General features: G+C 73.4%; 14 protein-coding genes and 1 pseudogene. 5 read left to right on the top strand and 10 right to left on the bottom strand.

What is annotated here, in order from left to right:
* Positions 1 to 513 precede the first annotated feature (513 nt).
* Positions 514 to 2000, top strand: a pseudogene (locus BFF78_RS31355) (glutamate synthase subunit beta).
* A gap of 330 nt (positions 2001 to 2330) precedes the next feature.
* On the opposite strand, the gene BFF78_RS31350 reads toward BFF78_RS31355, so the two are convergent.
* Positions 2331 to 2849, bottom strand: a complete 519-nt coding sequence (locus BFF78_RS31350; RefSeq protein ID WP_069781491.1) for a carboxymuconolactone decarboxylase family protein — start codon at positions 2847 to 2849, stop codon at positions 2331 to 2333.
* Positions 2850 to 2895: 46 nt separating this feature from the next.
* Between BFF78_RS31350 and pdxR the strand changes: the two genes are divergently transcribed.
* The gene (gene pdxR, locus BFF78_RS31345; protein WP_069781490.1) at positions 2896 to 4317 is read left to right on the top strand and encodes a MocR-like pyridoxine biosynthesis transcription factor PdxR; all 1422 of its coding nucleotides are present in this window, start codon (positions 2896 to 2898) and stop codon (positions 4315 to 4317) included.
* Positions 4318 to 4481: 164 nt separating this feature from the next.
* Here pdxR and BFF78_RS31340 read toward each other — a convergent pair whose 3' ends face one another.
* The 3 genes from BFF78_RS31340 to BFF78_RS31330 all read right to left on the bottom strand — a co-directional run bounded on the left by BFF78_RS31340 (position 4482) and on the right by BFF78_RS31330 (position 6511).
* Positions 4482 to 5291, bottom strand: coding sequence for an SAM-dependent methyltransferase (locus tag BFF78_RS31340; RefSeq protein WP_069781489.1), 810 nt, complete (start codon positions 5289 to 5291; stop codon positions 4482 to 4484).
* 104 nt (positions 5292 to 5395) lie between these two features.
* A complete protein-coding gene (locus BFF78_RS31335) occupies positions 5396 to 5650 on the bottom strand; it encodes a DUF397 domain-containing protein (protein WP_069781488.1) in 255 nt (84 codons plus the stop codon).
* Positions 5651 to 6511, bottom strand: coding sequence for a helix-turn-helix domain-containing protein (locus BFF78_RS31330; protein WP_069781487.1), 861 nt, complete (start codon positions 6509 to 6511; stop codon positions 5651 to 5653).
* A 248-nt stretch (positions 6512 to 6759) separates the two neighbouring features.
* Here BFF78_RS31330 and BFF78_RS31325 point away from each other — a divergent pair, with 248 nt between their 5' ends.
* The 3 genes from BFF78_RS31325 (at position 6760) to BFF78_RS31315 (ending at position 10786) form a co-directional block, all read left to right on the top strand.
* Positions 6760 to 7494, top strand: a complete 735-nt coding sequence (locus BFF78_RS31325) for an ATP-binding protein (protein ID WP_099054970.1) — start codon at positions 6760 to 6762, stop codon at positions 7492 to 7494.
* Positions 7495 to 8177: 683 nt separating this feature from the next.
* Entirely contained in the window at positions 8178 to 8579 is a 402-nt protein-coding gene (locus tag BFF78_RS31320) for a hypothetical protein (protein ID WP_069783930.1), read from the top strand.
* A gap of 263 nt (positions 8580 to 8842) precedes the next feature.
* Complete coding sequence (locus BFF78_RS31315) at positions 8843 to 10786, top strand: ABC transporter ATP-binding protein (RefSeq protein WP_069781486.1); 1944 nt, start codon at positions 8843 to 8845, stop codon at positions 10784 to 10786.
* A gap of 6 nt (positions 10787 to 10792) precedes the next feature.
* On the opposite strand, the gene BFF78_RS47040 is transcribed toward BFF78_RS31315, so the two are convergent.
* The 6 genes from BFF78_RS47040 to BFF78_RS43845 form a co-directional block, all read right to left on the bottom strand.
* Positions 10793 to 10969, bottom strand: coding sequence for a hypothetical protein (locus BFF78_RS47040; RefSeq protein ID WP_099054969.1), 177 nt, complete (start codon positions 10967 to 10969; stop codon positions 10793 to 10795).
* Between the two features lie 352 nt (positions 10970 to 11321).
* Entirely contained in the window at positions 11322 to 12488 is a 1167-nt protein-coding gene (locus BFF78_RS31310; RefSeq protein WP_069781485.1) for a cytochrome P450 family protein, read from the bottom strand.
* A 20-nt stretch (positions 12489 to 12508) separates the two neighbouring features.
* Positions 12509 to 13870 (bottom strand): amidohydrolase, encoded by a 1362-nt coding sequence (locus BFF78_RS31305; protein ID WP_069781484.1) that lies wholly within the window; start codon positions 13868 to 13870, stop codon positions 12509 to 12511.
* 15 nt (positions 13871 to 13885) lie between these two features.
* Positions 13886 to 16108 carry an FUSC family protein gene (locus BFF78_RS43850; RefSeq protein ID WP_227025974.1) on the bottom strand — a complete coding sequence of 741 codons (2223 nt, stop codon included), beginning with the start codon at positions 16106 to 16108 and terminating at the stop codon, positions 13886 to 13888.
* A gap of 142 nt (positions 16109 to 16250) precedes the next feature.
* Entirely contained in the window at positions 16251 to 17090 is an 840-nt protein-coding gene (locus tag BFF78_RS31290; protein WP_079161556.1) for a nucleotidyltransferase domain-containing protein, read from the bottom strand.
* A 4-nt stretch (positions 17091 to 17094) separates the two neighbouring features.
* Positions 17095 to 19044, bottom strand: coding sequence for a tetratricopeptide repeat protein (locus tag BFF78_RS43845; RefSeq protein WP_079161555.1), 1950 nt, complete (start codon positions 19042 to 19044; stop codon positions 17095 to 17097).
* Between the last annotated feature and the right edge of the window lie 36 nt (positions 19045 to 19080).

Genomic DNA, 19080 nt, shown 5'->3' with positions numbered 1-19080 from the left:
GACCTCTCCCTGGACCGCTCGCCGACCTCTCCGTGGACCGCTCCCTGATCGCCCACTTCCCCCTCCCCTTCCCCTTCCCCTTCCCCTTCCTCATCCCCCTGCCCCTCCCCTCCTGATCGCCTGCCCCTCCCCCCTGATCACCTCCGACCACCCCCTCCTGATCACCCCGACCACCCCTCCTGATCACCCCGACCACCCCTCCTGATCACCCCGACCACCCCTCCTGATCACCCCTGATCGTCTCCTCCTGATCACCCCTGACCATCCCCTGATGATCCCCTGGGGACCGCCGATGATCCCCCGCGGGCCGCTCGGGAAAGGAGCCTGGAGGCGGCTGGTGACGGGCTGGGCGGGTCCCTTCGGAAAGCGCTGTCCGTCGCTCTGCGCGACGGTCGAGGCGGACGTATCGTGGCCGAAAGAGTGCCGAAGGAGCGCTGAGGGCTGCCGCCCGATGACGTACGGCCCGTCGTGCACCTGGTACCCGCGCGGCACCCGTACGCGAGGAAGACGACCATGGCCGATCCCAAGGGGTTCATGACCACGCCGCGCCAGGAGTGGCCGCGGCGGCCCGTCGATGAACGGGTGCGGGACTGGCACGAAGTCTATGTTCCGGGAGCGCTGCTGCCCATCATCAGCAAGCAGGCCGACCGGTGCATGGACTGCGGCATTCCGTTCTGCCACGACGCCTGTCCGCTGGGCAATCTGATCCCGGAGTGGAACGACCTGGTCTCGCGGGAGGACTGGCGGGCGGCGAGCGACCGGCTGCACGCGACGAACAACTTCCCCGAGTTCACCGGCCGGTTGTGTCCGGCGCCCTGTGAGGCGGGCTGCGTGCTGGCGATCAACCAGCCGGCCGTCACCATCAAGAACGTCGAGTGTGCGATCGCGGACCGGGCCTGGGAGGAAGGTTTCATCCCGGCGCGGTCGCCCGAGCGGCTGTCCGGGTTGACCGTCGCCGTCATCGGCTCCGGGCCCACCGGGCTCGCCGCAGCGCAGCAGCTGACCCGGGCCGGGCACACGGTCGCCGTGTACGAGAAGGACGACCGGATCGGCGGGCTGATGCGGTACGGGATCCCCGAGTTCAAGATGGAGAAACGGCATCTGGAGCGGCGCATCGAGCAGATGCGGGCCGAGGGGACGAAGTTCCGTACGTCGACGGCCGTGGGGCGGGATGTCGGGGCGGCGGAGCTGCGGGGTCGGTACGACGCCGTCGTCATCGCCACGGGGGCGACGGCGTGGCGGGAACTCACGGTGCCGGGCCGGGAGTTGTACGGGATACACCAGGCGATGGAGTATCTGCCGCTGGCGAACCGGGTGTGCGAGGGGGATCTGGAGGTTTCACCGCTGTCCGCGGCCGGCAAGCATGTGGTGATCGTCGGTGGCGGGGACACCGGGGCGGACTGTCTGGGGACCGCGGTGCGCGAGGGGCCGCGTCCGTGTCCCAGCTGGACATCTACGCACAGCCGGGCGCCGAGCGGGACGAGGACACCGAGCCGTGGCCGACGTACCCGAAGATCTACCGGCTGTCGGCCGCGCACGAGGAGGCCCGGGACCTGCGTACGGCACCGGCGGCGGACGCGGACGCGCGGTTGTTCGCGGCGTCCACGCTCCGCTTCACCGGGGACGACAGCGGGCGGGTGCGGTCGCTGCATCTGGTGGAGGTCGACGAGTTGCGCCGCCCGCTGCCGGGCACCGGGCGGACGCTGCCCGCCGATCTCGTGCTGCTCGCCCTCGGGTTCTCCGGGCCGGACCAGAAGGACGGGCTGGTCGGGCAGTTGGGGCTCGCGCTGCAACCGCGCGGCACGATCGCGCGGGACGACGGCTTCGCGACCAATGTCCCCGGGGTGTTCGCCGCCGGGGACGCGGCGCGCGGGCAGTCGCTCATCGTCTGGGCGATCGCGGAGGGGCGGGCGGTGGCGGCGGCCGTCGACCGCTATCTGACCGGGAGTTCACGGCTGCCCGCGCCGGTCTCTCCGAGGGACCGGCCGATGAGGGTGTAGGTGTGGCCGACGGTTCCGTGGTGACCGTCGGTTGTCTTCGGCTGTGGTGATGGCCGGTTCGGCGCGGCCGGGATGCGCCGTCGTAGTTGCTCGCCGTGCGACGGGAGAAGCCACCGGCGAGATCGAGGGCCGCGGCGCGGTCGAGTGGCGTGGCCCGGTCGAGGGCCGTGGCGCAGTCGAGTGGCGTGGCGCAGTCGAGTGGCGTGGCCCGGTCGAGGGCCGTGGCGCAGTCGAGTGGCGTGGCCCGGTCGAGTGGCGTAGCGCGGTCGAGTGGCGTGGGTCCAGTGGCGGGCGGGACAAGGCGATCGGCGCCGTTGTCTGCCGGGTCGGTCAGCCGTTGCGTTCGTCCGTTCCCGCCACCTTTCCCGTCGACAGGGCCACCCGGTTCCATGTGTTGATCGTGCAGATCAGGGCGATGACGTGGGCCAGTTCCTCCTCCTCGAAGCGGGCCGCGGCCTCGGCGTAGACGGTGTCGGGGACGCCCGCGTCGGCGACCAGGGTCAGCGCCTCGGTGAGCGCGAGGGCGGCCTGTTCCTTCGGGGTGAAGAAGTGCCGGGCCTCGCGCCAGACGGCGACCATGTGCAGCCGGTCCTCGCTCTCGCCGGCCTTGCGGGCGTCGTTGGTGTGCATGTGCAGGCAGTAGGCGCAGTGGTTGAGGTGCGAGGCGCGGATCTGGATCAGCTCGACCAGCGCCGGGTCGAGGCCCGTGCGGGCGGCGGCGTCGAAGCCGATGAGGGCGCGGAAGACCTTCGGGGCGGACCGCGCGAAGTCCAGACGGGTGCGGGCGCCCTCGGTGTCGGCGATCGCGCTGGTGAAGTCGGCTGCGGTGGCGGTGGTGTTCGTCGTCATGGCTTCAACCTACGGGCCGGATAGACCGGTTGTAGGGTGCATTTCCATGACGGAATCGTGGGTCAATTCCGCGGAGCGGATCGGCGCCGATCTGCATCTGGAGCTGTCGGGTCCGGGCGGTCGGCGGGCGGCGCTGACCCGGGCGCTGCGGGAGGCCGTGCGCGGCGGACGGCTGGCGCCGGGCACCCGCCTGCCGCCGTACCGTTCGCTCGCCGCCGATCTGGGCGTGGCCCGCAACACGGTGGCCGACGCCTACGCGGAACTGGTCGCCGAGGGCTGGCTGACCGCCCGTCAGGGTTCGGGTACCCGGGTCGCCGATCGTGCGGAGCCGCTGCGGCACGCCGTGCGGACGCCGGTGAAGGCACCTTCACGCGTGCGTGGGCCGCGGCACGATCTGCGGCAGGGCGCGCCGGACGCCTCGGCGTTCCCGCGGGCGGCCTGGTCGGCCGCGTACCGGCGGGCGCTGCAGGCGGCGCCGAGCGAGGCGTTCGGGCCGGGGGATCCGGCCGGGCGGCGGGAGTTGCGGGAGGCGCTGACGGAATATCTGGCACGCGCGCGTGGCGTGCGGACCGAGCCGGACCGGATCGTCGTCTGCTCGGGTGTCGCGCACGCGTTGCGGCTGCTGTTCGGGCAGGGCGCGGGCGGGGTGCTGAGCGGTCCGCTGGGCGTGGAGGCGTACGGGCTGGACTTCCACCGGGGGCTGCTCACCACGGCCGGGGTGCGCACGGTGCCGCTGCCGCTGGACGAGCACGGTGCGCGGGTGGACGTACTCGCGCGGGAGCGTGCCGTGCTGCTCACGCCGGCACACCAGTTCCCGACCGGCGGCCCGCTGCACCCGGAGCGCCGGTCGGCGGTGATCGGCTGGGCACGCGCGCGTGGGGCGGTCGTACTGGAGGACGACTACGACGGCGAGTTCCGGTACGACCGCAGGCCCGTCGGCGCGCTCCAGGGCCTCGATCCGGAGCGGGTGGTCCACCTCGGCTCGGTCAGCAAGAGCCTGTCGCCGGCGCTGCGGCTGGGCTGGATGGTCCTGCCCGAGCGGTACGTCGAGCCGGTGCTCGCGGCGAAGGGCGAGCGGGAGGCGTGGGCGAGCGTGCTGGACCAGCTGGCGCTGGCCGAGTTCATCGTCTCCGGGGCGTACGACCGTCATGTGCGGCGCATGCGGCAGCGCTACCGGCGCCGGCGTGACCGGCTCGTCGCCGCGCTGGCCGCGCATGCGCCGCATGTCGAGGTGACGGGCATCGCCGCCGGGCTGCACGCGGTGCTGCGGCTGCCGCCCGGCACCGAGGGGTCCACGGTGAAGGCCGCCGCGTGGCAGGGTGTCGCCCTGGACGGGCTCGCCGCGTTCCGGCATCCGGAGGCGGGGGCGAGGGTGGGTGACGGGCTGGTGGTGGGGTACGCGGCCGCCGCCGAACACGCCTACGGCGCGGCGCTCGAGGCGCTGTGCGGGGTGCTGCCTCCGGGGTGAGGAGCGGGAGTTCGCGGACCGGGGCCGGAGGTGGTGGGGCACCTGCGTACCGGAACCCCGGGCACCGTGAGCCGCGCGGCCCCGTAGGCGCCGGGCCGACGCGGCAAACCCCGGTCCGGCCGAGCGCACGCCGAAAGCCGGGGTCCCGGCCGGCGCCGGCAGGCCTATCGTTTGCGTGCCACCGCCCCGTAGCCCGGAATCACCCCGTCGTCCTGCCCCGGGACGGGTTCGCCCAGTTCGGGGTGCCACTTGTGGACGATTTCGACGCCGGGCTCGACCAGGTCGAGGCCGGCGAAGAAGCGGGTGAACTCCTCGCGGGAGCGCAGGGTGTAGGTGGTGCCTTCCGCCTGCGGTTTCTCGGTGGCGGCGGCCGACTCCTCGGGGGTGAAGTCGGCCGTGGCGTGGGTCATCATCAGGTAGCTGCCGGAGGGCAGTTCGGTGAGCAGCCGGTCGACCAGTTCGTGTGCGCCGTCGGCGTCGGGGATGAAGTGCAGCAGGGCGACGAGGGAGAGGGCGACCGGCCGGTCCAGGTCCAGGATCTGCCGGGCGCCGGCGATGATCGTGCCCGGATCCCGCACGTCGGCCCGCAGGTACTCGGTCGCGCCCTCTGGTGTGCCGCGCAGCAGGGCCGTCGCGTGGGCCAGCACGATCGGGTCGTTGTCGCAGTAGACGATCCGGGCCTCGGGCGCGAGCTGCTGGGCGATCTGGTGCAGGTTCGGCTCGGTGGGAATGCCGGTGCCGATGTCCAGGAACTGCCGTACGCCCTGCTGGGCGAGCCAGCGGGTGGCGCGGTGCATGAAGGCGCGGTTGACCCGGGCCATCACCGGCATCCGTGGCTCCAGGGCCAGCATCTGCCGGCCCATCGCCTCGTCGACGGGGTAGTTGTCCTTGCCTCCGAGGTACCAGTCGTACATCCGCGCGGGATGCGGGTTGCCGGTGTCGATCGCCGCGGCCGTCGGGTCCTGACCGGCCATGCGGCACTCCATGATCGTCTGGATGAGCGTCTGAATGCAGCGAATGATCAAATTGGCATCACAGTAGGAAAGTTGGGGAAGGATCAATAACAGGGGGCCGGGGGTCAGGACAGCAGGAAGTCGGCGTCCCCGGCCTTGGCGCCCTCGATGAACGCGGTCATCTCGTCCGCGGTGTAGATCAGCGCCGGGCCGTCCGGGTCGGTGGACTGGCGTACCGCGATCCGGCCGTCGGCCAGCTTCATCGCCTCCAGGCAGTTTCCGCCGTTGCCGCCGCTCCAGGGCTTGTGCCAGCCCTCGCTGCCCAGCTCCCGCGCGGGCATGCCGTTGTAGACGTGTCCGCGCGGCTCTATGCGATCCATTCACAGCTCCTTGCGGAGATCCCGGAGGATCTCCTTCGTGCGTTGTGCCGTAGCGGCCTGCGCCGCCATGCGGTCCATGACCTCGAGGTGGGTCGCCACCTCGGGGCGCGCGTCCAGGTAGACGGCGCCGGTCAGGTACTCGCTGTAGACCATGTCCGGCAGTTCCGGCATGGCGAAGCGGAACAGCACGAAGGGCCCGTACGTCCCCGGGTGCGGCCCGCTCGCGAACGGGGCGACCTGGAGCGTCACATGGGGCAGCTTCGTGGCCTCGAGCAACTTGTCGATCTGCGCGCGCATCACCTCCGGAGGGCCGACCGGGCGCCGCAGGGCGGTTTCGTCCATCACCGCCCAGAAGCGCGGGGCGTCGGGACGGGTGAGCAGTTGCTGACGCTGCATGCGCAGGGCGACGTGCCGTTCGATGTCGTCCGGGCTGGTCTGGCCGATGGCGCCGGATCTGAGCACACCCCGCGCGTAGTCCTCGGTCTGGAGCAGGCCGGGGACGAAGTGCGGCTCGTAGGAGCGGATGAGGGCGGCCGCGCCCTCCAGGCTCACGTACATCGAGAACCAGCCGGGCAGGATGTCGTGGAAGCGCTGCCACCAGCCGGGCCTGTTGGCCTCCTCGGCCAGCTGGACGAAGAGTTCGGCCTCGCCCTCGGGAACGCCGTAGGCCTTCAGCAGCAGTTGCAGATACGGGATCTTGAGGGCGACCTCCGCCATCTCCATGCGGCGGACGGTGGCGGGCGCGACGCGCAGGACGCGGGCGGCGTCCTCGCGCTTGAGTCCGGCGCGTTCCCGCAGGTCCAACAGGCGTCGGCCGAGAACCACCTGGCCCACCGTCGGCGCGGACCGCGGTTCGCTCACGCTCCCACCTCCATCGAAAGCTCCACCGCACGCTCCAAGCTCCGCCGGGAACTCCGGCGCAAATGTTTCCCGACAGCCCTACGGCGCCACTCGAAGATGCATTCGAAGACCGAGGCGGATCTCCGATGACCCCAATTGGCGCCGCTCGACGTGCTGTTGCGAGCAGTGTGCCACGGCCTCTGACCGAGTCACACAGCACTCTGCAATTTTCAGAGTGGCCCTTGCCAAGTGTTCACGGCGGGGAGATAGTGGCAAGCGTGATTCCGTCCGCGCCCTTAGGAACAGACGCCGCCGCAGACCGTCCCGGTCTCGGTGCCCCCACGGGAGGAGCCCCTCAGTGGGGCGCTGCCGGGCGCCGGTTCCGCTTCGAGCTGGCCGCACATCCGGGTTCCGTCGCACAGGCGAGGCGTCTGGCGCACGCCCGGCTGACCGGCTGGTCGGTGTGCGCGGACACCTGCGACAGCGCGGCGCTGGTCATGTCCGAACTGGTCACCAATGCGATCGTGCACACCGCGAGCAGTCGTGTCGTGTGCGAGCTGCACGACCACGACGACACCGTGCGCATCGCCGTACGCGACGAGGGCTGCGCCCCCGGCGAACCCCACCCGTCCCCGCAGCGGCCCGACGAGGAGCACGGGAGGGGATTGCTTCTCGTCGACGCGCTGTGCCGGTCCTGGGGTGCGCAGGAACACGGGCCCGGGCTGCTGGTCTGGGCCGAGCTGGCCCGCCACGGCGGCGCGGCTCACGACACCGCCGCTCCGTGCAACGACCTGGGCTGGGGCGCCCGCCCCAAGCCGGGCCGCCCGGACGAACCCGACGAGGACGAGTCGCCGGAGGGCCGGCACGGGGATTCCGGGCGGACGCCGGATCAGCAGCGCCGCCACGAGACACCCGAACAGCACCGGCACCGCACCGTGGACCGGCCCCCGCACCAGTCACCGCACCGGATTCCCGAGCAGCATCGCGCCGGGGAGCGCCCGTGACCGACGGCCACACGTCCGACCGGCGCCACCACGCCGACTCGGACCACCACGGCCCGACCCACTCCGGCACACCCGAGATCATCGGCGGGGAGCCGGACAGCAACACGAACTCCGGCCTACCCGAGGCCGTCGGCGGGGAGTGGGACGGGGACACCGACTCCGGTGGGCCCGAGACCATCGCCGGGGACCCGCACACCACCACTCACTCCGGCCGACCCGAGGCCGTCGGCGGGGACCCGGACAGCAACAACCCCGGCCGACCCGAGACCACTACCGGAGACCCGGACAGCAACACGAACTCCGGCCGACCCGAGACCACCGCCGGAGACCAGGACGGCAACACGAACTCCAGCCGACCCGAGGCCGTCGCCGGGGACCGGCACCGCACCACCGACTCCGGCCGACCCACAGCCATCGACGGGGACTGGCACCGCACCACCAACCCCGGCCAACCCGAGACCACCACCGGGGACCCGCACAGCCACTCCGGCCAACCCGACACCACCACCAGGGACCCGCACCGCACCACCCACCCCGCCCAACCCGAAGCCATCACCGGGGACCCGCACACCACCGCCCACCCCAGCCAACCCGAAACCATCGGCGCAGGCCGCGACAGGCCCACCCGCACCCACCCGCACTACGCCTACACCCGCTCCCGGACCGGTGCCGGCGGCCAGGGCATCGGGCTCGACACGCTGGTGCGGCTGCAGCGTCACAGGCCACTCCGGGATGCGCCCCGGCGGCTCACGGTCCCCGACGGCATGACCGCGCCGCTCGGCTGGGACGCCGTGGCCGTGCCCGACCGGCTCGGTCCGCTCGTCGTGCCCCGGCTGCCACGGCTGGGCTGTGTGTACGCCGACGGCGCCCGCTGGTGGTGGATCGTTCCGTCGGACTCCGACTACGCCCTCCCCTGGCCCTTCCCGGCCCACTACGCCCCCGGCGCCCTGGTCACGGGCACCGCCCGGCTGATCCACCGTCCGGACGGCACGGTCCCGTACACCCCGCCGATCCCGCTGTACCTGGCCCTGTGCCGGGCGACCGGGACGACCCCGGACTGGTCGCTGCGCTCGCCTCGGCCGTGACACCCACGTGACGCCCACTGGGGTGCCTGTTTCGTGAGCGGCTGCGGCTTGTCCGTGGTCGGTCGCGCCCACGCGGCGGAGCCGCATATCGGTGCAGTGCCGCGACCCTAGGTCGATTCCCCCCGGGTCGGCTGATCGGCGGACCTCTCTGCGGAGTCCCGCCCGTACGCCCCCTTCGCTCCCCTGACACTCCCCCACACGCCCTCCCCCACCCCCGGCCCGCCCGGCGATAGTGGCCGTTCCGTCACGCTCCGGGAGGTCAGGTGAGGAAGAGGCGGGGGACGCCCGAGCCCGTGGTGTCGGGGTCGGAGCGGCTGCTGTTCGGGGGGCCGCTGCGCTACGACAAGGGCTGGAGCGAGCACGAGGACGCCATCCTGAAGCTGAGCTTCCGCGCGATGGTGGTCCGGCTGCCCGGCATGCTCGCGTCCAGTCTCCGTCTGGCCCTGCAGGCCGACGCCCCGGCCGCGCGGATCGTCCTGGCCGCCGAGGCGGTCCGCGGCGGCGCCCAGGCGGTGAGCCTGCTGGCCGTCAACAGCGCGCTCGGCAGGCTGCTGACCGGACCGGACATCGGCCAGCGGCTGCGCGCGGCCGCTCCCGCGCTGCTCGCCATGGCCGCCGTATCGCTCGTGGGCGTCCTGCTGCGGGCGGCCTCCACCTACGCCATCGGGCGGCTGGAACCCAAGGTGGAGCGGGTGGCGACCGAGCTGTACCTGGAGCGGGCGGCGAACGTGGAGCTGGCCGCGATCGAGGACCACGCCTTCCACAAACTGCTGGACACCGCCCAGTACGGCGCCGAGTCCGCACGCCGCATGATCTCCTACGGCACCCGGGTGATCGGCGCGCTGATCTCGCTGGTCGCGGCGGCGGGCGTGCTGGCCGTGCTGCATCCGGTCCTGCTGCCACTGCTGGTCACCATGACCCTGCCCAGCGCCTGGAGCGCGCTGACCAACGCCCGGCGCCGCTACGAGTCCTTCCACGTCTGGGTGCAGCACGCCCGCGCCGGCCGGCTGATCAGCCATCTGCTCACCGAACCCGCCGCGGCCCCGGAGATCCGGGTGCACGGAGTCGGCCCCTTCCTGCTACGGCACTTCCGGTCCATGTCGGAGACGGCGGAGGCGGAGCAGGCCCGGCTGTCCCGGCTCGCCGCCCGGACCGGCCTCATCGCGGCGGGCTGGACGGGCCTCGCCACCCTCGCGACCTACGCCACGCTCGGCGCGCTGCTGCTGGCCGGGGCGATGGCCCTGTCGGTGGCGGGTACGGCGGTGATCGCGATCCGTACGGGAGCGTCGAGCCTGGACACCCTCGTGCTGGAGATCAACCAGCTGCACGAGGAGGCCCTGTTCGTCGGGGATCTGCAACGGCTGTACGTGGAGGCGGCCGAACGGGCCATCCCGGCGGGCGGCGAGGCCCTGCCGGAGGACCCCAAGGAGATCCGGTTCGAGCACGTCACCTTCGGCTACCCGGGTGACGCGGCCCGCCCCGCGCTGGACGACGTCACCCTCACGCTGCCGCTCGGCCGGATCATCGCACTCGTCGGCGAGAACGGTTCGGGCAAGTCCACGCTGGTCAAGCTGCTCGCGGGCCTGTACACGCCGGACCGGGGCCGGATCCTGTGGGACGGCGTCGACGCGGCGCGGGCCGACCGGCGGCTGCTCGCCGAGCGGATCGCGATGGTGGCCCAGGACTTCAAGCGCTGGCCGTTCACCGCCCGGGTGAACGTGGCCGTCGGCCGCTCCGCCGTGCCCATGACCGAGGAACGCCTGGCCATGGCGGTCACCGAGGCGGGCGCCGAGGAGGTGGTCGCGGATCTGCCGCGCGGTCTGGACACCCTGCTGGCCCGCGACTTCAGCGGCGGGCACGAGCTGTCCGGCGGTCAGTGGCAGCGGCTGGGCATCGCCCGGGCGGCGTACCGGCGCGGGCGGGTGCTGATCGTGGACGAGCCGACGGCGGCGCTGGACGCGCGGGCCGAGCTGGAGGTGTTCGAGAAGATCCGGGCGCTGGCCGGCAGCGGGCAGACGGTCGTACTGATCACCCACCGGCTGGCCTCGGTCCGGCACGCCGACCTGGTGCATGTGCTGGAGCACGGGCGGCTGGTGGAGTCCGGCACGCCGCAGGAGCTGCTGGCCAGGGGCGGTGTCTACGCCGAGCTGTACGCGTTGCAGGCGGAACAGTTCACGGCGAAGGTACCGGCGCCGCGGCCGAGCTGAGCCGGCTCACTCCGCCGCGTCGCCGCCGCGCACGATCACCAGGAACGTGTCCGTCGCGAGGTCCATGACGACCTCGGCCGGCAGGCCTTCCAGACGCCGGGCCCGCGCGAACTCCTCAGCGGGCCAGGATCCCCGCGGGCCACCGGCGGGAAAGCGTTCGAGCACCGTTCGCCCGTTCACCATCTCGCACCTCCAGAAAGCGTCGTACTGATAGGAGTTAACGCCCTGGAGAAGGGAAACGCCTCGCTCAATGACGGTACTGAGACATTACCTACACCCTTTCGGGGCGGACCGTGAGGATCCGTTCACTTTGTGACACGAACCGGACCCTCCGTGTCAGGAGTCGTACTCGTCGTGAAACCGGAGCGGGCCACTGCCGGCGGGGCTGCGGCCGAGGGCGGTGAGCGGCGCCCGGCCGCCAGCTCCCGACACCTCGTCAGTCCCCCACCATCCCCCGAGACCCGCCGGTCCAGCCACCAGCTTCCAGGACCCGCCGGTCCAGCCCTCAGCCACCGGGCCCCGTCCGTCCGGGCCGTCAGTACGTCACCGGCAATGCCCTCAGCCCCCGAGCGCGCGTCGATCGCCGCCAGGTCGGCTGCGGCTCGGCCAGGGCGAGTCCGGGGAGGCGTTCCAGCAGGGCCGCGAGGGCGATCTCGGTTTCCGCGCGGGCCAGGGGTGCGCCGAGGCAGTAGTGGATGCCGTGGCCGAGGGCGAGATGGCCGGCGGCGTCGCGGGAGAGGTCGAGGCGGTCGGGGTCGGGGAAGCGGGCGGGGTCGCGGTCGGCGGCGGACAGCGAGACCCAGACGGTCTCGCCCGCGGGGATGGTCACCCCGGCGATCGTCACGTCCTCGAGCGGGAACCGGCGCATGGCGAGCAGCATGGGACCCTCGTACCGGGCGAACTCCTCGACCGCGGCGGGGAGTTGTTCCGGATCCTTGCGCAGGGCGGCCAGCTGGTCCGGGTGCTGGAGGAGGGCGAGCACGGCGTTGCCGATGAGCTGGACCGTGTTCTCGTACCCGGCGAACAGGATGAGGAAGGCCAGCGACATCAGCTCGTCCTCGGTGAGCCGGTCGCCCTCGTCGCGTACGGCGATCAGGTCGGAGAGGAGGTCGTCGGCGGGCGCCCGGCGCTTGGCCTCGAGCAGCCGGGTGAGGAAACCGAGCATGGCCTCCATCGCCTGCTTCGAGGCGTCCGGGCGGGCCGGGTCGGGGGCGGTGAGGCTGTCGGTCCACTGCCGGAAGTCCAGCCGGTCGCCCTCGGGGATGCCGAGCAGGTCGCAGATGACGGTGATGGGCAGCGGGGCGGTGTAGGAGGCGACCAGGTCCGTGCTGCCGTGCGGGCCGAGCGCGTCGAGGAGTTGGTCGGCGGTCCGGCGGATCGGCTCGCGCAGTTGCTGGACGCGGCGCGGGGTGAAGGCGCGGCCGACCAGGCGCCGGATGCGGGTGTGGTCCGGCGGGTCCATGTTGAGGAGGTTGGCGTCGAGGGCGGGCGGCAGCAAGAGGCCCTTGTACCGGCCGGCCGTGCCGCTGCGTTTGTCCAGCGACAGCCGCGGGTCGGCGAGCGCGGCACGGACGTCGTCGTACCGGGTGACGAGCCAGGCGGGGGTGCCGTCGGGTCCGGTGATGCGGTGCACGGGCGCGGTGTCGCGCAGGCGCCGGTAGACGTCGTAGGGCTGGTCGATGAGGCCGTCCGCGAGATCCATGGCCCGCAGCCTACGCGGGCTCAGCCGCCGTACTCCTGGATGCGCCGTCCATGCCCCCGGTCGGTCAGTGCGGGCAGCCGTCGCTTCAACTCCTGTACGACGGACGGCACATCGACGGTCAGGAGCTGCCGGTCGCGCATCAGGACCCGGCCGTCGACGACGGTCGTGCGGACGTCCGAGGAGCGCGCGCTGTGGACGAGGGTGGCGGCGAGGTCGTGGACGGGCTGGGTGTGCGGGCCGGTGAGGTCGACCAGGATGATGTCGGCGCGCCGGCCGGGCGCGAGGGCGCCCACACGGTCACCGAGGCCGAGGGCGCGGGCGCTCTGCGGGCCGGCGTGGTGCAGAGCCTGACGTGAGGTCAGCCAGCGTGGATCGCCCTCGGTCGACTTCTGGATCAGGGAGGTCAGCGTCATCGACTCCCAGACGTCCAGGGAGTTGTTGGAGGCGGCGCCGTCGGTGGCGAGGCCGACGGGGACACCGGCGGCGCGCAGGGCCCGTACCGGAGTCGTGTCCGGCCAGGCGAACCTGAGGTAGCCGCGGGGCGCGGTCGCCACGGCCGTACGGCCGCCCGTGCGGGCCAGCAGCGGAAGGTCGCGCTCCACGATGCCCGTGCCGTGGGCGATGAGCAGGTCGGTGTCGAGGAGTCCGGCGCGGTCCAGGACCTCGATGGGGGTGAGGCCGTGCCGGGCGAGGCTGGTGTCGGTCTGGTCGCGGTTCTCGGCGGCGTGGAGATGGACGGGCAGGCCGTGGGCGCGGGCGAGTCCGGCGGTGGCGGCGAGGTCGGCGCCGGTGACGGTGTAGGGGGCGTGCGGGGCGAGGGCGGTGGTGATACGGCCGTCCGCGCCGCCGCGGTGGCGGAGGGCGAACTCGGCCGACCGCTCCCGTCCTTCGGGACCCTGGCTGGAGAAGTAGGCCTCGCCGAGGTGGGCGCGCAGGCCGCACTCGGCGACGACGGCGGCGACGGCGTCCATGTGGAAGTAGTGGTCGGCGAAGCAGGTCACCCCGCCCCGGATCATCTCCGCGCAGGCGAGCCACGCGCCCAGCTCCACGTCGCGGGCGGTGAGGTTGGACTCGACGGGCCAGACGACGTCGTTGAACCACTCCTCGATGGGCAGGTCCTCGGCGAGGCCGCGCAGGACCACCATCGGGGCGTGCGTGTGGCAGTTGATCAACCCGGGCATGGCGACCTGCCCGTGCGCCTCGATCCGCTCCCGGGCGGGCAGCTCCCGCACGGACGCGGCGCCGGTGACCGACTCGATCACCCGGTCGCGTACGACGATCGCCGCGTCCTCGCGGAAGCCGATCCGTTGCTCCTCGTCATGCTCCTCGTGGAGGAGCACGGTGCAGCCGGTGATGACCAGGTCGGCGGGGCGGGCACGCATGGGCCCACCGTACGGCTACGCGGCGGCGGGCAGTGGCACCTCGACGCCGTGCAGCTCCAACTCGGCGAGCGTGTCGTGCAGTTGCCCGATGTGCCGGGGTGTGAGCCGGCCCGTGTCGTCGAGGTGGACGGCGCAGGCCGTGGTGGTGTCGACAAGTCGCTCCAGGACTTCCGCGACGGCGTCCGTGCCCGCGGTGTGCCGGGCGAGGGCGGGCAGTTCGGCGGCGGCGAGCGCGATGGCGGTACGGGCCTCGGCGAGGGTGCGGTAGGCCTCCCGGCGCAGCGCCCACCGCTCGGCGCGGTCGCCGGACTCGCCGAGGGCGAGGACGTGGACGAGATAGGCGTGCGCGGCGCTCCCGGCGGCGGCGAGCCGGGCCCGTACGGCGCCGCCGCGCTCCCCCGGCATCGGCAGATGCCCCACGACCAGCACGAGTGCGCACGCGAGCAGGGTCTCGCCGATCCGGCTGACGGAGGCCTGCGGCTCGCCGCCGGCCATGACCAGGGCGAGGACGAGGACGGTGACGACGGCCGTCAGTGCGGCGAAGTGCCGGGTGGCGACCGGCACGAGCGCCCCGCAGACCGCGACCAGCGCGATCAGCCCCGCGGGCCGTGGCAGCAGCGCGGCGAGCCCGGCGAACACCAGGGCGCCCAGCACGGTGCCGGCGGCCCGGCACAGCACCCGGGAGGCCAGCGGCCCGAGATCGGGCTTGACCAGGAAGACGGCGGTGGCGGGCAGCCAGTACCAGTGCTGGTGGGGGCCGTACCAGCGGGTGTGGTGCAGCGCCTGGGCGATGGCGGCGCTGGCTCCGAAGCAGAGGGCGACGCGCAGCCCGTACTCGCGTCCGCCGGTGCCGAACGCGTCCCGCAGCCCGTCCCGGACGCCCCGGGGCCTGGTGAGCAGCCGGTCCCGCGCGCCCTCGACCCGGCCGAAGGCCTCGGCGGCGCGCAACAGGGCGCCGTCCAGGGCCCGCAGGGCGGGGGCGGACCTGCGAGGTGCGGGCAGCGGGCCGGCACCGGTGTTGCCGCGGACGGCGGAGGACCTGTCAGGTGCGGGCAGTGGGCCGGTACCGGTGTTACCGCGGACGGCGGCGGCAAGTCGCCGGGGCCCGGTGAGCAGCCGGTCCCGGGCGCCCTCGACCCCATCGAAGGCCTCGGCGGCGCGCAACAAGGCGCCGTCCAGGGCCCGCAGGCCGGGGGCGGACCTGCGAGGTGCGGGCAATGGGCCGGCACCGGGGTTACCGCGGACGGCGGCGGCAAGTCGCCGGGGCCCGGTGAGCAGCCGGTCCCGGGCGCCCTCGACCCCATCGAAGGCCTCGGCGGCGCGCAGCAGGGCGCCGTCCAGGGCGCGCAGGGCGGGGTCGGACCTGTGAGGTGCGGGGAGCGGGCCGGCGCCGGTGTTGCCGCGGACGGCGGCGGCGAGGCGGCGGGGCCCTTCCGCGGCCCGCGCCGAGACGGGTTCTCCCGCCCAGAACAGGGCGGTGGCGGCCTCGGCGAGGGGCAGGGCGGCCGCGTACTGGGCGTGCAGCCGGCGCTCGGCGGCGGAACTGGCGTACCGGCGCAGCCGGGGCCCGGCGAGTGCGTCCTGGGCCTGGTCGAGGGCGGCGGTGAGCGCGGCCCGCCGGGCGGTGGCCTGCGCCCCGCCCACCGCCTCGACCAGCGCGGCGATGGCGTCGTACACCGCGGCGACCGCCGCCCGCTCCCCGTCGAACCGGAAGTCCCCGGCGAGCGAACCGGGCGTGGGCAGGGCGAGCCGCAGCACCAGCAGCCAGCCGGCTCCGGCGAGGAAGGCGAGGGCCCGCTGCCAGCCGCTGTCGGCCGCGGGCATCCCGGCGCCGATCGCGGCACCGACGAGCAGTTGCGTTCCGGCGGCGGAGGCGACGGGCCCGACCGCGCTGATGCCACCGGCGATCAGCCCGAGCCCGGTGAGCGCCAGGGTCAGCGGTACGGCGGCCAGCCCCTGTCCCGCATACGTTCCCGCGAGCAGCCCGAGCGTCCCGGCCAGCGCGGGCACCCCGAGCCGCTTGACGGCGGCCCGCCGGCTGCCGGGCCGGTCGTTGATACCGGCGAGCATGGCGCCGATGGCGGCGAGCACGCCGGGTGCGGTACGTCCCGTGCCGACACCGGCGAGCAGCAGCGGCCCGGCGGCCAGCGCACCCCGGACCACCGCACTCCAGGGCACGGGACCGCGCTGGGCACGGAGGGCATGGGCGAGCCAGGGGGGTGCGGCGGGGCGGGACACGGGGCTCCTGTCGTACGAGGGCGGGGTGGACCTTCGGACGACGGTGGCCGGTGGACCGTGCCTCCACGGTAGAGCCGGTTAGCCGAGCAAACGGGACGATCACGTTTCAGGGAGGTGAAAGGTGCCCGGGTGGCTGGTTTCTTTATGAACGCAATCGGCTGGTACGCCCTGTCCGCGTAACGTCGCGGGCCGTGTCGCGAGAGGCGGAAGCCGCGGCGGCATGCGCCGCTTCGACGAGGGACTCGGTCCTGGTGATCGCGGTCGTCAGCGCGTCGGTGTCGGTACCGCTCGCCTCCATGAGGATGGCGTCGACCGAACGCAGCCCGGCTCTCTCCAGCAGCCGCTTCTCGTTCGTCACCCACTCGCCGCGTACCGCGAGTACGCCGTGCGCGGCCTGGGCGGCGGCCGTGGCGATGGCGCCGGCGGTCTCCGTGAGGCGGCCGTGGGGCGCGTGGTTGGCCTTCGCATACGCGAGGGTGGCGCGGGCCGTGCCGTGCCAGTGGCCGGCGGCGGCGAGGCGTAGCTTGGCCGGGTACGGTGCCGGGCGGGGCAGCTCGCCGTGCAGGACCTGGTTGACGGCCAGTTCGGCCACCAGCAGGTAGGTGGGGATGCCGGCCAGGTGGAAGAGCAGCGGCTCCACCCGGAACCGGCCCTCCTCCGCCTCTGCCAGCTCGTGTTCGACCACCTCCAGGTCCCGGTAGTGGACGTCGACGCGGCGGCCCTCGATGGTCAGCCAGGCCCCGCCGTTGAACACTCCGCCGCCCCAGTCGCCGATGCCGGACACCTCCCCTTCCCAGCCGACGGTCCGCAGGTCGTCCGGGTCGAAGGCGCCGCGGTAGTAGATCGCCAGGTCCCAGTCGCTGTCGGGGCGGTGGGTGCCCTGGGCGCGGGAGCCGCCGAGGGCGACCGCCCGGACGGTGGGGAGGGCGGCGAGGCGGTCGGCGGTGCGGGCGAGGAAGTCGGCTTCGGAAGACCGGGGCATGCCCTCAGCCTGCCGCAGCCATCCCGAAGTCCGCTCCCGAAATTTCCGCGAGTCGCTCCGCGATGCGCCGCAACGGCTCGCGCAGCGCCGCGAGATCGGTCCGCATCTCGGACGCCTGCGGCCAGGCGAGTTCGTGGTCGAGCGGCGCTACGTCGGCGGGGCGCCGGGCCTCGTATGCGGCGAGCCTGGGGTGCCAGGTGGTGGTGAAGGGCCGGATGGTGTCGTTGATCAGGGCGTAGGCGAGGCCCTGGACGGTGGTCGCCCCGGCCGGCGACCCCTGCTCCAGGCGGATGCTGTAGGTGTGCAGCGTGCCGCGCGTGAAGTCGATGAGTGACTTCAGCGACGACAGCGCCTCGCGCAGGCTTCCCGTGCCGGGTGCCAGTTCCTGCACACCGATCCGGGTGACCAGCTCGACCTGGATGTCGAAGGCCGCCATCCGCTCCGACTCGCTCGGGGCTGCTGACACGAGGGCCTCCCTACGGCTTCCGGGTAGGGCCAGCGTAACCGCCTCGCGATGGCCGCAGAGGGTGCGCAGGGCCGCGTGCCGCAGGGCTTCGGCGCGGGCGGGGGCGGGGTCGTGCTGGTGCCAGGCGTGCAGGGTCACCGGGTGGAGGGACCAGCGGTCGGTGCCGGTTCGGTGGGTCCCCGGGTCGGTGGCCGGCGTCAGCAGGCTGCGCGTACGCAGTTCCGCGATGCCGTTGCCCGCGCGCCGGCCCGCCATGATCTCCGGCACCCGGTCGACGGCGGCCAGCACCCGGGCCACGTCGTCGGCGGTCACCGGCAAGGGATGCAGCGCCGCCGCGCAGCGCAGTACGTCCACCGCGTCCGGGGTGTCCACGTCGTGGACGACGGCTGCCGTGATGTCCTCGCCGGCGAGTGTGTCCAGGAGAGATCTCCCACGCGCGTGCAGCCGGTCGTACAGGTCGGGCGCGCGGTGGCCCGCCTGGAGCGCCCGGCGCAACACGGACAGGGCGAGGGGGTGGCCCCCGACCGCCTCGGCCAGCGCCATGTCACCGCCGACGAGTTCACGCGCGTGGGCGTCGTCCAGCGGGCCGAGGTCGACGGGGGTACCGAGGGCGTCGTAGGCGCGGCCGCGCAGGGTGAAGACGGTGTACCCGAGGGGGTGCGGAGCCGCCATCGCCGCGATCGTCCGCAGCGGCGTGCGTTCCGGGGCGACGGCGTCGACGATCCACAGGAACGGTTCGCCGCCGCTGTCGAAGTGACGGACGAGGGCCTGCCGGTCACCCAGTCCGAGCGCCCGCAGCGACTCGCCGTGGTCCTGTCCGCGCAGCCAGTACACCCCGCCCGGATAGGCGGCCTCGAAGCGGACCGCGTACTCCTGGGCGAGCAGTGTCTTGCCGATGCCTGCCATGCCCCGGATCTGCACCGTGCGGGTGGCGGACCGGCCGACGGTGAGGGGGGCCGCGTGGGCGTGCAGCGCGGAGTGCACGTGCCAGAGTTCGGAGAGCCGGCCCAGGAACTCGGGGTGCGGTTCCGGCGCCCGGTGCCGACCCTGCCCGCCGCCGCGCTCGCGGATGGTCATGGGTCCGGCCAGCCGTGCGACGTGCTCGCGTACGTCGTCCACAAGGGCGACGGGGTCGTCGGCGGAGGCGTGCCGGGCGTCGCGGAGTTCGACGGGGTGGATGTGCCCGGTGCTGGGCTCCGGGTTGACGACCATGACCCGGCGCCGCGGATCGCCCTCCTCAAGGCCCGCGAGATAAGCCGTCGTCAGCTCCCACTGGCAGGCTTCCCGTTCGGGGTAGGCGGCCGAGTAGTACGCCAGCAGCGCCTTGGAACGGCCCAGTTCGCGCCGGATGGTGTCGCTGATGCCCGCGAAGGACGCGACGCCGGTCTCGTCCGTGAACACCCTCAGTCCGCCGTCGCTCAGCGCGCGCACGAGCGGACGGATCCGCTCCACATCACCGCGGCTGTAGCTGAGGAAGACGTCCCACACGGCGACTTACCCTACTGTGGGTACCGGGGAGGGCGA

This window comes from Streptomyces fodineus (genome assembly GCF_001735805.1).
Taxonomy (GTDB): domain Bacteria; phylum Actinomycetota; class Actinomycetes; order Streptomycetales; family Streptomycetaceae; genus Streptomyces; species Streptomyces fodineus.
The sequence above is the reverse complement of the archived record's forward strand: the minus strand, read 5'-3'. Positions and strand labels throughout refer to the sequence as shown.

What these genes read in the sequence shown, in the direction of transcription:
- BFF78_RS31350 (WP_069781491.1), bottom strand. Translation starts at nt 2,849, where the DNA reads ATGACGACGAACACCACCGCCACCGCAGCCGACTTCACCAGCGCGATC.
- pdxR (WP_069781490.1), top strand. Translation starts at nt 2,896, where the DNA reads ATGACGGAATCGTGGGTCAATTCCGCGGAGCGGATCGGCGCCGATCTG.
- BFF78_RS31340 (WP_069781489.1), bottom strand. Translation starts at nt 5,291, where the DNA reads ATGGCCGGTCAGGACCCGACGGCCGCGGCGATCGACACCGGCAACCCG.
- BFF78_RS31335 (WP_069781488.1), bottom strand. Translation starts at nt 5,650, where the DNA reads ATGGATCGCATAGAGCCGCGCGGACACGTCTACAACGGCATGCCCGCG.
- BFF78_RS47040 (WP_099054969.1), bottom strand. Translation starts at nt 10,969, where the DNA reads ATGGTGAACGGGCGAACGGTGCTCGAACGCTTTCCCGCCGGTGGCCCG.
- BFF78_RS31310 (WP_069781485.1), bottom strand. Translation starts at nt 12,488, where the DNA reads ATGGATCTCGCGGACGGCCTCATCGACCAGCCCTACGACGTCTACCGG.
- BFF78_RS31305 (WP_069781484.1), bottom strand. Translation starts at nt 13,870, where the DNA reads ATGCGTGCCCGCCCCGCCGACCTGGTCATCACCGGCTGCACCGTGCTC.
- BFF78_RS31290 (WP_079161556.1), bottom strand. Translation starts at nt 17,090, where the DNA reads ATGCCCCGGTCTTCCGAAGCCGACTTCCTCGCCCGCACCGCCGACCGC.